At 56.4% G+C, this 15663-nt stretch carries 11 protein-coding genes and 1 pseudogene; 7 read left to right on the plus strand and 5 right to left on the minus strand.

The genetic code is table 11. The annotated features are described in order from the left end of the window. Positions 1-384: 384 nt before the first annotated feature. On the plus strand, positions 385-2421 hold the full coding sequence (locus tag HRQ60_RS02150; protein ID WP_172194002.1) for a methyl-accepting chemotaxis protein: 2037 nt from the start codon (positions 385-387) through the stop codon (positions 2419-2421). 354 nt (positions 2422-2775) lie between these two features. Here HRQ60_RS02150 and HRQ60_RS02155 read toward each other — a convergent pair. Then, positions 2776-4272: pseudogene (locus HRQ60_RS02155) on the minus strand (catalase); the annotation flags it as partial. 194 nt (positions 4273-4466) lie between these two features. After that, the gene (locus HRQ60_RS02160) at positions 4467-5648 is read right to left on the minus strand and encodes an AI-2E family transporter (RefSeq protein ID WP_172194004.1); all 1182 of its coding nucleotides are present in this window, start codon (positions 5646-5648) and stop codon (positions 4467-4469) included. A gap of 152 nt (positions 5649-5800) precedes the next feature. Here HRQ60_RS02160 and HRQ60_RS02165 point away from each other — a divergent pair, with 152 nt between their 5' ends. Beyond that, complete coding sequence (locus HRQ60_RS02165; RefSeq protein ID WP_172194005.1) at positions 5801-7249, plus strand: polysaccharide deacetylase family protein; 1449 nt, start codon at positions 5801-5803, stop codon at positions 7247-7249. A 192-nt stretch (positions 7250-7441) separates the two neighbouring features. Here HRQ60_RS02165 and ilvD read toward each other — a convergent pair whose 3' ends face one another. Further along, the gene (ilvD, locus tag HRQ60_RS02170; protein ID WP_172194006.1) at positions 7442-9127 is read right to left on the minus strand and encodes a dihydroxy-acid dehydratase; all 1686 of its coding nucleotides are present in this window, start codon (positions 9125-9127) and stop codon (positions 7442-7444) included. 369 nt (positions 9128-9496) lie between these two features. Then, positions 9497-9748 (minus strand): KGG domain-containing protein, encoded by a 252-nt coding sequence (locus HRQ60_RS02175; RefSeq protein ID WP_018975823.1) that lies wholly within the window; start codon positions 9746-9748, stop codon positions 9497-9499. 434 nt (positions 9749-10182) lie between these two features. On the opposite strand from HRQ60_RS02175, the gene HRQ60_RS02180 reads away from it, so the two are divergent. The 5 genes from HRQ60_RS02180 to mgrA all read left to right on the plus strand — a co-directional run bounded on the left by HRQ60_RS02180 (position 10183) and on the right by mgrA (position 14526). Then, positions 10183-10851: a bifunctional 2-keto-4-hydroxyglutarate aldolase/2-keto-3-deoxy-6-phosphogluconate aldolase gene (locus HRQ60_RS02180; RefSeq protein WP_172194007.1), complete on the plus strand. Its 669-nt coding sequence runs from the start codon at positions 10183-10185 to the stop codon at positions 10849-10851. 166 nt (positions 10852-11017) lie between these two features. Further along, positions 11018-11857 carry an alpha/beta fold hydrolase gene (locus HRQ60_RS02185; protein WP_246281058.1) on the plus strand — a complete coding sequence of 280 codons (840 nt, stop codon included), beginning with the start codon at positions 11018-11020 and terminating at the stop codon, positions 11855-11857. Between the two features lie 10 nt (positions 11858-11867). After that, complete coding sequence (locus HRQ60_RS02190; protein WP_172194008.1) at positions 11868-12641, plus strand: HAD family hydrolase; 774 nt, start codon at positions 11868-11870, stop codon at positions 12639-12641. Positions 12642-12661: 20 nt separating this feature from the next. Beyond that, positions 12662-13414, plus strand: coding sequence for an NAD-dependent protein deacylase (locus HRQ60_RS02195; protein WP_172194009.1), 753 nt, complete (start codon positions 12662-12664; stop codon positions 13412-13414). A 107-nt stretch (positions 13415-13521) separates the two neighbouring features. Next, positions 13522-14526 carry an L-glyceraldehyde 3-phosphate reductase gene (gene mgrA, locus HRQ60_RS02200; RefSeq protein ID WP_172194010.1) on the plus strand — a complete coding sequence of 335 codons (1005 nt, stop codon included), beginning with the start codon at positions 13522-13524 and terminating at the stop codon, positions 14524-14526. A gap of 232 nt (positions 14527-14758) precedes the next feature. Here mgrA and HRQ60_RS02205 read toward each other — a convergent pair whose 3' ends face one another. Next, on the minus strand, positions 14759-15643 hold the full coding sequence (locus tag HRQ60_RS02205; protein WP_172194011.1) for an AraC family transcriptional regulator: 885 nt from the start codon (positions 15641-15643) through the stop codon (positions 14759-14761). Between the last annotated feature and the right edge of the window lie 20 nt (positions 15644-15663).

The raw sequence follows: 15663 nt of genomic DNA on the forward strand, positions 1-15663 counted from the left end.
ACAAGGTGGAGAGCGCTTTCTCAACGGCCGGAGTTGCAACGCTGATTCTAAAGACTGGCGGGTGGGGACATGGGCATGATGAAGAAAAAAGGCGAAAATGGGGAAAATCCCGTACTGGAGCCGGAGGATGCCAAAAGCGAAGGAAAAGGGAAGCCTTCGTTGAAGCTGCTGAAAAAAGATAAAGCTCCAAAAAAAGTACGTGAAAAAAAGCAAAAACCGACAAAAACACTCCCGGGGGCACCGATGACTGGGTCTGAAAATCCTGTACAAAATGAGAACGCTTTACCTATAAAGGTGAAACGTTTCGCTTCCAAACTTGTACCGACCAGACAAAACCGTTCCGCCCGTCCGGCACGCTCGATGCGCGAGCGGGGGAATACCGTAGTGCGGGGACTCAAAAATTGGCGGGCGATCGATCCGAGCAAATCGGTGGGAGTTCGTCTCTTCATTATTTTCCTTGTCGGGATTGTCGTATTCGTGTCTTCGCTCGGGATCCTGTCCTACCTCAAAGCCCGGGATACGATCAAAGAAAACGCGGCTTTAGCCAACGAGCAGACCATTATTCAGACTTCGGAGAAGCTTGACATCATTTTGCAGCGTTACATGGATACTTCGACGCAGATCTTTTTCAATCCCGAAATTCAGGATGCGATCAATAGTCTGCAGCGTGCCACAAGCGATTTCGATCGCCTGCAGGCTTACCTTCAGATCAACGAGTCGCTGAGCAACCAGGTTAACGTGACCAGCGGGCTGCAGTCTGTGTATTTCTTGTCGACCGATGAGACTTCGGAAGATTTCTTCACGGCAGGCAACCGGGTTCCAACGGCCGAAGAGATTCGGGGAGCCGCTTGGTATTCCGAAATGACGGGAGGCAAAGCGACCGTTCAGTGGCTGCCGACCGACGTGGAGCGGGCAAGTTATACGCTGGTCCGCCAGATGTCCACTACAAACGGCAGTGGTACCAAGTTTGTCGTCGGTCTTCAACTGGATGTCAAAACGCTTGAAGAACAGCTGAAATCCGTTAAATTCGGAGAAGGCAGCCATATCGAGCTGGTGGCGGCGGACGGAACGAATGTCGCTTCCGACGTCGAAGGTTCCGCCGGACAGCCTACCACTTATGTCTTCAAGCAGGACGAGCTCGGAGAAGGCGGCAAATTCGAAGCCAAGCAATTTGGCACGACCGTACTTGCCGCTTACAATACCGTGGAAACATCCGGCTGGAAGCTGATCGGAACCGTTCCGGTCGGCGTTCTGCTGGAAGGCGCATCGGGCATACTGACTCTGATTGTGATCTTTGTAGCCGGAGCCGTACTCGTGGCCATCTTCATTGGAATCTGGATGGTCCGCATGATCGCACGTCCGCTGGGTCACCTCAAAGGACTGATGCAGGAAGGCGCAACCGGCAATCTGAGTGTACGGACCGATTATCGTTCCAAAGACGAAATCGGCGAGCTGTCTGTCGCTTTCAACCAGATGATGGACCGAATCACGGACCTGGTTCGCCGGACGACCGATACGGCCCAGCAGGTACTGGATACGGCCGGCGAGCTTGAACAGGCTTCGCAGCAGACGGCCGCCTCGGCGCGCGAAATCGCGATTGCGACGGAAGAGATCGCGAACGGCGCATCCAGTCTGGCGCAGGAAGCGGAGAAGAGCACGGAGCTGACCGAACGTATCGGCGACCGGATGGAAAAGGTCGTGTCGGCAAACCGCGAAATGGACGTTTCGGCACGCGAAGTTCAAACGGCGAGTCAGGAAGGCACCGTGCATCTCGACAAGCTGCTGTCCCAAACGGGCAGTACGGAGAATATGGTCCGTTCGCTCGTTACCCGGGTCGACGCACTCAAGGAGAGTACCGCTTCCGTCATGAAAGTACTCGATGTGATGCAGAATATTACGAAACAGACGAATATTCTCTCGCTTAACGCCACGATCGAAGCGGCGCGTGCAGGGGTTGCCGGACAAGGCTTTATGGTTGTAGCCGGCGAAATCCGCCAGCTGGCCAGCCGTTCGCGGGAGTCGATCGATATGGTCGGCGAGATCACCGACAATATCCAGTCCGAAATGGATGAAACGGTGCGCACCCTGTCGGCGGTGTATCCGATGTTCCAGGAACAGGTGCACTCCGTGAAGCAGACGAGCGGGATTTTCGACTCGGTGCAGGAGCAGATGGAGCAGTTCTCCGGCAAATTGGACGGCGTCACGGCTTCGATCGGCGAATTGGGCAGCGCCCAGAAGATTATGGCCGAAGCCATGACCAGCGTCAGTGCAGTGGCCGAGCAGTCGTCCGCCACTTCCCAAGAAGTGGCGTCGCTCAGCAGCGAGCAGCAGAACGTGGGCATACGCCTGGTCGAACTGTCGGCCAAGCTGAGCAACGCGTCGAACGAGCTGAAAGATTCGATTTCGAAATTTACGGTGTAGGTGAGAGGAAAGTGAGCGGGGGCTCCGGGGAATGTCTATTCCGGTCGCTTGTTGAAATCGGGAAAATGGATTGAACTTGAACAAGGTGGTGTTTTCCCGATTTCAAAGGCGAACGCTACCGCTCCTCCATAGACATTCCCCTCCGGCCCTTGTGACTTTCGAGGGTGGGGGAGTAGGGAAAAGCAGGATAAAAAGAGCTCCGGGCTGCGGCCCGGAGCTCTTTTTTGCATACCTAAAGGATTTATAGGCTTCCGCCAATCAATACGGATCGGCTTCCTCGCCTTTTTCGCGCGACTTCTCGACGGCATCGTGTGGATTGGCCTGGCCGCTGATCCCGTCTTCGGGTTTGGCGGAAGACAATCCTTCGGAGACGCGTCTGCCGTAGTCGGCATCGGCTTCGGTAAAGTAATCGATCATGCGCTCCTGGATATCGGCTTTGCAAGACGACAAGGCATCCACGAGGTTGGCAATCAATTCGCTTCGTTCCCAGTCTTCGAACGAACGGTAGGTATCGCCGGCCTGGCCGAAATTGTTCGGACGGTCGATCGGGGCTTTCATCAATTTGTCGTTGTATTCGGGCTGATGGTCTTTGCCGGATTTCGGCGCTTCTTTCAATCCGCCCATCGAAGAAGGTTCGTAATTGACGTGGGGATTCTGCCCCGGTGCCCGATCGACTTTGAACTGCATTTGTCCGCCGCTCTGATTGGTGGCAACCGGAGATTTGGGCGCGTTGATCGGAAGCTGCAGATAGTTGGCTCCTACCCGGTGCCGCTGGGTATCGGAATACGAGAAGGTGCGGCCCTGCAGCATCTTGTCGTCCGAAAAATCAAGCCCGTCCACCAGAACGCCGGTACCGAACGCCGCCTGCTCGACTTCGGTGAAATAGTCTTCGGGGTTTCGGTTAAGCGTCATTTTGCCGACCGGGAGAAACGGAAATTGTTCCGGCGGCCAAAGCTTGGTATCGTCCAGCGGATCGAAATCCAGTTCGGGATGCTCGCCGTCTTCCATGATCTGCACGCAGAGTTCCCATTCCGGATAATCGCCTTTGTCGATCGCTTCGTACAAGTCCAGTGTCGCATGGTTGAAGTTGGAAGACTGGATCTCGTTGGCTTGTTTTTGCGTGAGATTCTTGATGCCCTGCCCCAACGGTTCCCAGTGATATTTGATCAGCACCGCTTCGCCGTCGGCATTTACCCATTTGTACGTATTTACGCCCGAGCCCTGCATCTGCCGGTAATTGGCCGGGATGCCCCAAGGCGAGAACAGAAACGTAACCATATGGGTAGCTTCGGGACTGAGCGATACAAAATCGAAAAAGCGTTCCATACTCTGCACGTTGGTGAGCGGATCCGGTTTGAACGCATGGACCATATCGGGGAATTTCAACGGATCGCGAATAAAGAAAATCTTCAGATTGTTGCCGACAAGATCCCAGTTGCCGTCTTCGGTATAAAATTTGGTAGCGAATCCTCGCGGGTCGCGCAGCGTTTCCGGAGAGTGGCCGCCGTGAATAACGCTTGAAAAACGAACGAATACCGGGGTTTCCTTGCCTTCTTCCTGGAACAGCTTGGCACGGGTATAGCGGGATACCGGCTCGTCGCCGACCCGCCCGTAAGCGGTGAAGACACCGTGGGCTCCCGCTCCCCGCGCATGAACGACCCGTTCGGGGATACGTTCGCGGTCAAAGTGGGTAATTTTTTCTAGAAAGTGATAGTTCTCCAGCGTTGTCGGCCCACGGCTTCCCACCGTACGGACGTTTTGGTTGTCCGCTACCGGGTGTCCCTGCCTTGTGGTCAGTGTCAGGTTTTCTTCTTGCCCGTCGTCGGTTGGCTTTTTTGGCTCGTCGGTCATGTGAAGTCCCCTTCCCTTTGCTCGAATATGGATATCGCTTACATAAAGGGCATACGGAAACCATATACCCTGCGCATCGAGCGTTAAAACGTTAACCGGTCAAGCTTCATCCAACTTTCATCCGGGTTGGAAATGGACCGCGGTGCGGCAAAAACGCTCTTCCGGCGGAAGAGCGTCTAAACGGCGATACCGGATCAATCCGGCAGATTCGGATTAGGCGAAGGCGTGCCTGTTCCTGCAGGCGCATCGGCAGGAGGCGTGGCGCCCGAAGGGCTGAGCGGATGGACGGCGAATTCTTCCTGGGGCATTCGGATCCAGCGCTGCAAGTAGCCTTCCTGGATCAGTTCTTTGATCAGGATTAGCAGAATCGGAGCCAGAATCAACCCCGCCACGCCAAACAAGGAAGTGGAGATCAGCACAAACGAAAGCATGAGATAAGCGGAAGAAATACCGATCGAGTTGCCTGCGATTTTGGGTTCGAGCAGCTGACGGGTCAGCATGACGACAACCAGCAGGACGATCAAACCGACCGCAAGTCCCGTGTTGCCGACCAGGAACAAATAGACGACCCAGGGGATAAAGATAGCCGGTACGCCAAGCAGCGGCAGAATATCGAACAAGGCCGAAACGACGGAAATGGCAAATGCATTTTCCACACGCAGAATCAGCAGTCCGGCGTATACGATCGCGAAGGTAATGAGGACAAGGATCACCTGCGCTTTCAAATAAGAGCCGATCGAACGGAAGACATGGTTTTTCAGAAAAACGTAAGCTTTTTTGAGCGTATTGGGCGTTTTGTCGCCGGCGACTTTTTTCCACCAGACAATCTCGGAACTCAGGAAAAAAGCCAGGATGATCGACAGCGCGAAACTGACGATAAAGCTCGAAAACGAAGTCAGGAACGCAAGCAGATAGGTGAAAGCGTACTTGAGCCAGACGGTCAGCTGATCGGTGAACAGCGCGAAATATTCGTTGGCTTTCTCGGCGGTTCCGGCGGGCAGGGCGTTCAGTTCATTGTGCAAAAACTTCGTCAAATTGGTGAATTGAATCTGTACGATCGCCGTATATTCGGGCAGATTATCGGTCAGGCGGGCGATCTGCGACACGAAGATCAGACCCGCTCCGAACAGGGCGCCCAGAATAACCAGAACGAACACAAGCACCGAAATGGCCGAAGCAAGCGGTTTGGGCAGTTTGCCCCGACGATGAAGCAGGCGGGCGAACGGTTCGATAATGAGAAAAACAAGGATGGACAAGAAGACCGGCGCGGCGATGCCGTAGAGCCAGCTGAAGGCAAGCATAATAAGGTAAACGGTCAGGATGATTAGGCCGACGTCAAAAGCCGTCCGCCAATATTTTCGGTATAGCGTGATCATGGATAGGCTCCTTCGCAAGGGATGGCGGGGGAATAGAGTCCGCATTTTTGCATTGATTCGATTGTTACCTATGATAAAATAAAGTGATGGCGCTGAGCAATAGACGAACCAAACTCTTGCTCCGACTTTATATAGAGAAACGGAGAGCGGAAATGGAAACAACCTTGCTGATATGGCTTTTTTACTTATCTTCCTTTTATGCATTTATTCCAGGGTTGATCAGCCGGATTTTCGGATTTCGGGCTTTCCGCAAAGGAAAAAGCGAAACGGAACTTGCTTTGACATTCGATGATGGGCCGGACCCCCAGTATACGGCGAAGCTGCTCGATCTGCTGAAACGCTACGAAGCGAAAGCGACCTTCTTCGTCGTCGGCTCGCATGCGGCGCAGCACCCCGATCTGCTGAAAAGAATGCAGGCCGAAGGCCACGCAATCGGCATTCACAATTATATACATCGTACGAATTGGCTGATGCGGCCGGGTTCGGTACGCAAGCAGATCAATCGTACCAACGAAGTGATCGAACGGGTCACCGGCGAGCGTGCGGTTTACTACCGTCCGCCCTGGGGCATCGTGAATCTGTTCGACCTGGTCGGACGCCACGAGCTGCAGCTGGTTCTGTGGTCGGGGATCTTCGGCGACTGGCGCAAACGTCTGGGCGAAGAAAGACTGCTCAAACGGATGCGGCGCAAGATGCGCGGCGGCGAAGTGCTGGTGCTGCACGACTGCGGAGCCACGCTTGGAGCCAACGACAAAGCGCCGGAGAATATGCTGCGTGCGCTGGAGCGCTTTTTGGAGGAAGCTTATGCCAAAGGGCTGAGCAGTGTTACGGTGGAACGCCTGATGGAAACGACAAAGAAAGCGGGTGGCAAGCAGATGGGTCAAGTTTCTCCATTTAAAAAGGCGCTGGTCGGCGCCTGGCTGCTGTACGAACGGGGCTTTCGTTTTGTTTTTCGTCTGCAAGAAGCGGAAGGTGCGCCTTTGTATCATTTCCGCAAGACGCGTTATACCGGCCAGCCGATCGAGCTCGGCAGCGGCCTCACGCTTGTCAAAGGGGATCCAATCGTGGAGCTGCATTTCGACAACAAAATGCTGTTCGAATTCGGCAGCCGTTCCCGCTCGTCGGTACAGTTGGCCATTTTGATGATCCGGGGCACGGAGCAGAGCTTCCCTGGCATTGCGGAGTATATCCGGCAGGACCCGGATCTGCGCGAAGCCAAAGCGGTTTATGCGGTCAGCATGATCAACCGAGGTCCGGAGCAGTTCGGTTTCGAAGTGCATGATCTTCCGAGCGGATGGTTTGCACGGGCAACCCGGTTGTACCTGAAGCTGCTGCTGTGGGCGATTCATCCTTCGGGAAGCGCGCGCCTGCAGGAACAGAGCGAGTTTCTGGTACCCAAGATCATGGTCATGCCGATGGAAACGATGCTGACCCGCGATTTCAAAGCGGACAAGCGCAAGAGCCGCCGCAAAACCGTCCAGAACGATTCCGTTTCCGCCGCGGCACCGGAGAGTCTGGCGGCTGCAAACAGGCAGGAGGAAGCGTCCGTGTCCGTTATGCGGCCCGATGGCAGTCCGGCGGAAGCGGCAGCGGTCCGATAAACGCGGGATCCGTATTGTGGGCGGATACGACGCAACCGGAGCGTATGGCTTTGGCGTCAATTTCATGCAGACCAAAAAGGACTTCGAAGCGCGCTGTGCAGCGCGGCCCGAAGTCCTTTTTGATTGTGTTTTGACTGAAGCCAAAGCCGGCAGATCCGCTTATCGCCGCGGATCTGCGCAGAAATGGCTGAATTAGATTTTCAGGACGCCGCCCATGCTGGCATTGGTGACCAGTTTGGAATAGCGGGCGAGGTAACCGGTTTTTACTTTTGGTTCGAAGCCTTTCCAGTTGGCGCGGCGAGCGGCGAATTCTTCTTCGCTGATCTCCAATTGGATCGTACGGTTGATCAGATCGAGTTCGATGATATCGCCTTCTTCGACGAATGCGATCGGACCGCCTTCAGCCGCTTCCGGAGAGATATGACCGATACTGATCCCGCGCGATGCGCCCGAGAAACGTCCGTCCGTGATCAGGCCGACTTTGGCACCGAGTCCCATACCGACGATCTGCGACGTAGGAGCGAGCATTTCCGGCATGCCGGGTCCGCCTTTTGGTCCTTCATAGCGGATAACGACGACATGACCTTCTTTGACTTGTCCTTTTGCGATACCTTCGAGCGCTTCTTCCTGGGAATCGAAGCAGATCGCAGGTCCTTTGTGGTAGCCGCCGACCGAAGCGTCAACCGCACCGACTTTGATGATTGCCCCTTCCGGAGCCAGGTTGCCGAACAGAACAGCCAGACCGCCGCGCTCGGAATGCGGATTGTCGAGTCTGTGGATAACCTCGGTATCGAGGATTTCCTGGCCTTGAACGTTCTCGGCAAGCGTCTTGCCGGTAACGGTGATACGGTCGCCGTGCAGGGCACCCGGTTTTTTGAGCAGTTCGTTCAGTACCGCGCTGACGCCGCCGGCATTATGCACATCTTCGATATGCCAGTCGGAAGCGGGAGCAAGTTTGGCCAAGTGGGGAACGCGGTTGGCGACTTCGTTGATGCGTTCGATCGGATATTCGATACCGGCTTCTTGTGCAAGAGCCAGGGTATGCAGAACGGTGTTGGTCGAACCGCCCATAGCCATATCCAGAGCAAAAGCGTTGTCGATCGCTTCGACCGTTACGATATCGCGCGGTTTGAGATCGAGCTTGATCAGTTCCATCAGCTGCGTAGCCGACTGGCGAACGAAGTCTTTGCGTTCTTCGGCAACCGCGAGAATCGTACCGTTGCCCGGAAGAGCGATACCCAGAGCTTCGGCCAGACAGTTCATCGAGTTGGCGGTGAACATGCCCGAACAGGAACCACAGGTCGGACAGCCGTATTGTTCAAGCTCCAGCAGCGTCTGGTCGTCGATTTTGCCGACTTGGTGTGCGCCTACGCCTTCGAAGACCGAAGTGAGCGAGATGGAGCGGCCGTTTTTGTCTTTGCCGGCTTTCATCGGGCCACCGCTGACAAATACGGTCGGGATGTTGACGCGCAGTGCGCCCATCATCATGCCCGGCGTGATCTTGTCGCAGTTCGGAATGCAGACCATTCCGTCGAACCAGTGTGCCATAACCATGGTTTCAACCGAATCGGCGATGATTTCGCGGCTCGGCAGGGAATAGCGCATCCCGATATGTCCCATGGCAATTCCGTCGTCGACGCCGATCGTATTGAATTCGAACGGAACGCCGCCCGCTTCGCGGATCGCTTCTTTGACGATTTTGCCGAACTCCTGCAGATGGACGTGACCCGGAACGATGTCGAGATAAGAGTTGCAGACTGCGATAAACGGTTTTCCGAAATCTTCTTCCTTGACGCCTGCTGCACGCAGAAGGCTGCGGTGAGGTGCACGGTCGAACCCTTTTTTGATCATGTCGGAACGCATTTTCTTAGCAACCATGATGGATTTTCCCCCAGAACGATATATTGAAATGCCTGCTTTAGCGCGGTTCACGAGCAAAGCGAAGACTCGTGATGCCACCGAAATAAAGATGAAACGAGGTAGCGGATTGTGCTTTCGCCGCCTCGCGGCAGCCGTTTATTCCGGGAACGGATCCAGCTCAACCCATAAGCTAAATTTTCTAAACAGTCTAACACATGCCGTTACTTTTTTCTAGCAAAGGGCGAAAAAATGGAGCTGCCTTTATTTGGACACGCAAAAAAGCGCGCCCAGGCGAAAGAGCCGAACACGCTGACAGACTTCGTTTCGGCTCTTTCGCTTGGCGCGCGGGGAATAACGTCATGGGCGGCAGGCAGCCCTGAATGCGGGTTACTTCTGGCCGCCTTTGCGTCCGATTTCGCGATAAAAGTCTTTGTCATGGGAGTTGGAAGTCGCTTCTCCGCCTTTGCGGCCGATTTCCTGATAGAACTCCCGGCTGTGCGATTTGGCCGTAGCTTTGCCGCCTTTGCGTCCGATTTCCTGGTAGAACTCCCGGCTGTGTTTCTTCGCCGTAGCTTCTCCACCCATACGACCGGCTTCTTCGCGACTCATTTTCTTGTTGCCCGACTGACTGTTTGTCATCTCAATCACTCCTCAGTAGTTGTTTTTGCCGCGTGCACCAACTATTTACCACCGCCATTTTCCAATGAAACGCCGAGCAAGCTTGAAAAAGCCCTACCTAGGTAGGTTTTCTTTCCAAATCCTTGCAGCGGCGCGGTCTAAAAAAAATTCGGTTTTTTTGCTTATTTTCTTATTTGCGTCCAATCGGCGTTGCAATCCTTGCGGAACCAGCCCGCAGCCTCCGTTTTCGCCTGCGGCTCAGTCTTTTAATGATTGAAGAATTTGTTTGAAAAATCGAAAATGAACGTTCTTATCGGTGCTTTTCGGTTTTTTTTCATTGACACCATAAAAGCGCTTGACGCACAATGAAAGCGAGTACAGCGGCGTAAACAAGTACCTACAAACGGTCGGCCGTATTTGCCGCAGAAGGCCGGAAGCGGAGAGGAATGAGTGGAATGAAGAAAATCAAGGTGCTGCAGCGAATTATGGACTGCGGCGTAGTAGCGGTTCTGCGCGGGGATTCGCCGGACCAGGTAGTGGAAATGGCCGAACAGGCGATTGCCGGAGGCGTCAAGATTATCGAGGTCACGATGACGGTGCCGAACGCGCTTCAAGCGATCGAACGTCTCAGCCGTATTTACAGTCCGGAAGCGCCAATCGACTCGGATCGTTTTGCCGTGATCGGAGCGGGAACGGTACTCGAGCCGCATACGGCGCGTATGGCTATTATGGCGGGTTCCCAGTTTGTCGTGTCTCCGGCTCTGAACGAAGAGACCGTCAAGCTGTGCAATTTATATCGGATTCCGGTAATGCCGGGAATCGTCACGATCGCCGAGCTGCTTAAAGGGCTGGAATTGGGCGCCGATGTCATGAAACTTTTCCCGGGAAATATGTTCGAGCCTTCGATTATCAAAACGTTCAAAGGACCGGTCCCGCAGGCGAATCTGATGCCGACCGGCGGAGTCTCCGTAGCGAACCTGGGAGAATGGATCGAAGCCGGAGCGGTTGCGGTGGGGATCGGTTCCGATCTGACCAGCGAGGCGCTGAAGACCGGCGATATGACCAAAGTTCGCGGGAAAGCGGCGCAGTACGCCGAAGCCTACCGCCAGGCACGCAGCCGCTAGGTACGAATTTCGATTCGTCCGGACCCTGCTGAAGCCCGCACGAATTCCTCGATTTGGAAGTGCGGGCTTTTTGCATGCGCAAAATGATCCGCGGGAGGCTTTGCCGGGACTGCGGCGTTTCTTTATAATGGGACGGGGAAAGCCATAGAAGGGTTAAGGAGGAAGTATGATGCTGACGGGAACAAGATCGCCAATCCGGCCGTTCGAAACCGGAAAACGAAAAGGAAACAACAGCGGAGGGAATCCGCGCAGCAAAAAACGCCTGGTCCTGACGATTGTGATTGTGCTGCTGATTGCTTTGATTGCCGCGGCCGCCTTGTATGTAAGTACGCCTTACGGCCCTTCCGCAGAAGCGCAGGCCGCTCTGAAAGGGGACACGGCCGTTGCGGTGTCCCAGACGGACGATTGGATCGAGTTTGAACCGGTGGGCGGTGAAAAGGTCAAGCAGCCGGGTGTTATTTTCTATCCGGGAGGCCGGGTCAAAGCGGAAGCTTACGCCGCGTTCGCCCGTGATTTGGCGGAGACCGGGCGGCACGTGTTTATTGCGAAAATGCCGCTGAACTTCGCGTTTCTGGGACAAAACGAAGCGGAGAAAATCGCGAAAAAGTATCCGGATGAAACATTTGCGATCGGCGGACATTCGTTGGGAGGACCTTTTGCGGCGCGTTATGCGGCGGAGCATCCCAAAGAAATTGCCGGAATCTTTTTCCTGGCTTCCTACGCGGAAAGCAAAGGCGATCTCAGCGCTGCGCAGATGCCGGCTTTGTCGATCACGGCATCCGGCGACGACGTGCTGAATCGGGAAAAGTATGCGGAAGGACGCAAATACCTGCCGGCCGATGCGCAGTATGAAGTGATCAAAGGCGGCAACCATGGTCAGTTCGGCAGCTACGGAGATCAGGGGGGCGACGGGAAAGCTTCGATCTCCGGAGCGAAGCAGCGGGAACAAACGGTGGCTCTGATCTCGGCTTGGCTCGATGCCATACCGGCTTCCGGAGCCAAATAGGAGGAAGCGTATGGCATTTCTGACGGTTCAAGGACGTTCCTATGCCTGCGAGGCGCTGATCTTCGACAAAGACGGCACGCTGCTCGATTTTATGGAGCTGTGGGGCCGCTGGGCCGACGAGATGCTCCGGCAGACCGAGGAGAAGCTGACCGTCGCCGGAGGGCAGTGGACCGGCAGTGCGGAGCGGACGTTCGGCATTGTGCGAGCACCGGATGGGCGCATCGCCGATTATGATCGCAGCGGACCGCTGGCACTCGCGACCGCCGAAGAAATGACGGGGGTTCTGGCCTGGCAGCTGTACGGGGCCGGGATTCCCTGGCATCAAAGCGTGGACGCCATACGGGGATTCGCCGCCTCCGCGGAAGAGACGATGGAGCGGGAACGTCCCGTGCGTCCGCTGCCGGGGCTGGTCGCGAAGCTTGAACAAGCCCGGGCCGCCGGGTTGCGGATTGCCGCGGCAACGTCGGATACGACGGAGTCCGCACTCCGGCATCTGCGCTGGGCCGGCTTGGACGGGTGGTTTGATTCCGTCCAGGGGCGGGACCGGGTAGTTGAAGGCAAACCGGCGCCGGATCTGGTGCATGAGGCCTGCAGGCGCCTCGGCGTGGAACCGGCGCAGGCGATCGTGATCGGCGACGGCGGCGCCGATATGGAGATGGCGAGGCGCGCGGGTGCTGCGCTGGCTATCGGCATCGCGCCGAACGGAGGACCCCGCGGTCATCTGTCGGCGGCGGATTATGTGATCGGCGGCTACGGCGAACTGGAAATCGCCGCCGGGAAATAAGAAGCGGAGGAGGAAGGCATATGGACAGAGACGGCGCGGAAGTGCTGGCAGAGTGGATTCAAGCGGCGAAGCGGATCGTATTTTTCGGCGGTGCGGGAACTTCGACGGAAAGCGGCATTCCCGATTTCCGTTCGGCGGGGGGATTGTACGAAACGGGAGACCGCGAGTTTCCTTATCCGCCCGAAGACATGCTGAGCCGGGAATTTTTCTATCGGAAGCCGGAAATGTTCTATGACTTTTACCGCAAAAGGATGGTCTACCGGGAAGCGCAGCCCAATGCCATGCACAAGCTGCTTGCGGATCTGGAGCAGGCCGGCCGGCTGAACGCGGTCATCACCCAGAATATCGACGGCCTGCACCAGAAAGCGGGCAGTCGGCGCGTATTGGAAGTGCACGGTTCGGTACTGCGGAATACGTGTACGCAGTGCGGGGCGGTCTACGGACTGGAAGCTGTAATGGACAGTACGGGGATTCCCCGCTGCACCGCCTGCGGCGGAACGCTCAAGCCGAACGTGGTGCTGTACGGCGAAGTCCTGGATTCAAGCGTGATGGAAGCCGCGATGCAGGCGATCCAAGAAGCGGATCTGATGCTCGTCGGCGGAACTTCGCTGACGGTCCAGCCCGCTGCCAGCCTGGTCGGCATGTTCGACGGCGGGCATCTGGCTCTGTTGAACCGTACGGCCACTCCTTACGACAGCCATGCGGATTTGTTGATCTCGGAACCGATGGGAGCGGTCGCCGAAAGGGTGCGCCGCCTGCTCGGATATGCCTGATATCAGCCTTATGCAGGATAGGGACCGGATGTAATCGTTTTCTTGCCAAGCGGCAAACCCGGCGCTAAGATGGAAGCAAGCTTGAAACGAAAGGATGGAGAAAATCGATGGAATACAAGGCGAGCGGAGAACGTTACGACCAAATGAAATATAACCGCAGCGGGCGGTCGGGGCTTAAGCTTCCGGCGATCTCGCTCGGATTGTGGCATAACTTCGGCGGCGTCGACGCTTACGAGAACGGACGGAGCATCGTGCATCGGGCGTTCGATCTGGGGATCACCCATTTCGATCTGGCGAACAATTACGGACCGCCGCCGGGATCGGCCGAAGAGATGTTCGGCCGCATGCTGTCGACGGATCTTAAGGCATACCGCGACGAACTGATCGTCTCGACCAAAGCCGGCTATTACATGTGGCCAGGCCCGTACGGCGAATGGGGATCGCGGAAATATCTGGTCTCCAGTCTGGATCAGAGTCTGAAGCGGCTCGGACTGGATTATGTCGATATTTTCTATCATCATCGCCCGGATCCCGATACGCCGCTCGAAGAAACGATGATGGCGCTCGACCATATCGTGCGTTCCGGCAAAGCGCTGTACATAGGCGTATCCAACTATTCGGCGGAGCAGACCCGCGAAGCGGTGGCTATCCTCAAAGACCTCGGTACGCCGCTTACCATCCATCAGCCGAGCTATTCGATGATGAACCGCTGGATCGAACACGGACTGCAGGACGTGCTTGATGAGAGCGGCGTCGGCAGTATCGCTTTTAGCCCGCTGGCGCAGGGACTGCTGACGAACAAATATCTGAACGGGATCCCGGAAGATTCGCGTGCGGCGAGCGCTTCGCCGTTCCTGAACCAGACGCAGATCACGCCGGAAGCGATGCGCCGGGTGCGCGCGCTCAACCAAATGGCGGTCGCCCGCGGACAAAGCCTGGCCCAGTTTGCCCTGGCCTGGGTACTGCGGGGCGAGCGCGTGACCTCCGTTCTGATCGGCGCGAGCCGGGTCGGGCAGATCGAAGAGAATATCGAGACGCTCAAACAGCTGGAGTTCTCGGCCGAAGAGCTTGAGCGGATCGAGAAGATCCTCAAGACGGAGAATGAACAGTAAGAACCCCGCGAGGGCCGGAACGGCTGCCCGAGCGACATAAAGGACGTATACGCAAAATCCCGAATCTTCGCCTTTGTGCGGCAGATTCGGGATTTTTGGCATGACAGCGCAGCGGAATTCGCGTTCGGGCGAAGAGGCATGCTTTATCGGCAGGCCCGTTCGCCGATTCGGCTTTGCCGGATTCTGCCGCCGCTTTCCGGTTAATTTAGGGAGGGGATGCCGCAGGGAGATTTTATGTCCGATTGAGCACGGACTCCCGGTAGGCGGTCGGAGACTTTCCGTGCAGCCGCTGAAACTGGCGCGAGAAATACAGCGGATCGGTCAGTCCGACGGACGACGCGATCTGCTGGATCGACAGATCGGGCCGCTCGCGCAGCAGCCCGCGGGCTTTGTCAATCCGCAGACGCAGCAGATAAGTGACCGGCGCGGCGCCCGTTTCTTTTTTGAACAGCCGCGACAGATAAGCACGGTTGTAACCAAGGCTCTGGCACATGTCTTCGATCGAGACGGGATGGGCATACTGGTCGGTCATATAGCGGATCATCTGCTTGACCGCCAGACTGCCCGCCGTGTCTGCGGCGGGCAGCGCCGAATCGCCGCGTACCACGTCTTCGGCAGCGGACAGAATCAGGTGCAGATAGCCAAGCGATGCCAGATGGGCGCCGGCGCGTCTGGAACGGAACGATTCGAGCGTGTGGAGCAGCAGGCGCGGGATATCCGATTCCGGGGCAGGACGGAATACCGGATGCTGCGGAGTGAGGCCGGCCGTACGCACCGTATCTTCGGCGAGCTTTCCGGCGAACGAGATCCAGCGGTAGCGCCAAGGTCGGCGGGGATCGGAGATGTAGCTTACCAGGCGGCCCGGACGGATCAGGAACGCATCGCCGGCTTCCAGTTGGTAAGGCTGGCCGTCGTGCACGAACGTTCCCCGCCCTTCTTCCACGATATGCAGCAGGAAATAATCGTAGATCTTCGGGCCGATCTTGTGTTCCGGCAGGGTCTGGCTCTCGCCGGCGAACAGGACATACAGCATGCCTTTGTCGTCGTATACCGGATTGGGGGCGACGGAGTAAGAGAAGTCCGGCAGCTGCGCGGACAGGGAAGAGCTGGGGGTCATCGGGGTTCCTCGCTTTCCGA

The organism is Saccharibacillus qingshengii, assembly GCF_013185195.1.
GTDB classification, from domain to species: Bacteria; Bacillota; Bacilli; order Paenibacillales; family Paenibacillaceae; genus Saccharibacillus; species Saccharibacillus qingshengii.

What these genes read in the sequence shown, in the direction of transcription:
- HRQ60_RS02160 (WP_172194004.1), bottom strand. Translation starts at nt 5,648, where the DNA reads ATGATCACGCTATACCGAAAATATTGGCGGACGGCTTTTGACGTCGGC.
- HRQ60_RS02165 (WP_172194005.1), top strand. Translation starts at nt 5,801, where the DNA reads ATGGAAACAACCTTGCTGATATGGCTTTTTTACTTATCTTCCTTTTAT.
- ilvD (WP_172194006.1), bottom strand. Translation starts at nt 9,127, where the DNA reads ATGGTTGCTAAGAAAATGCGTTCCGACATGATCAAAAAAGGGTTCGAC.
- HRQ60_RS02175 (WP_018975823.1), bottom strand. Translation starts at nt 9,748, where the DNA reads ATGACAAACAGTCAGTCGGGCAACAAGAAAATGAGTCGCGAAGAAGCC.
- HRQ60_RS02180 (WP_172194007.1), top strand. Translation starts at nt 10,183, where the DNA reads ATGAAGAAAATCAAGGTGCTGCAGCGAATTATGGACTGCGGCGTAGTA.
- HRQ60_RS02185 (WP_246281058.1), top strand. Translation starts at nt 11,018, where the DNA reads ATGATGCTGACGGGAACAAGATCGCCAATCCGGCCGTTCGAAACCGGA.
- HRQ60_RS02190 (WP_172194008.1), top strand. Translation starts at nt 11,868, where the DNA reads ATGGCATTTCTGACGGTTCAAGGACGTTCCTATGCCTGCGAGGCGCTG.
- HRQ60_RS02195 (WP_172194009.1), top strand. Translation starts at nt 12,662, where the DNA reads ATGGACAGAGACGGCGCGGAAGTGCTGGCAGAGTGGATTCAAGCGGCG.
- mgrA (WP_172194010.1), top strand. Translation starts at nt 13,522, where the DNA reads ATGGAATACAAGGCGAGCGGAGAACGTTACGACCAAATGAAATATAAC.
- HRQ60_RS02205 (WP_172194011.1), bottom strand. Translation starts at nt 15,643, where the DNA reads ATGACCCCCAGCTCTTCCCTGTCCGCGCAGCTGCCGGACTTCTCTTAC.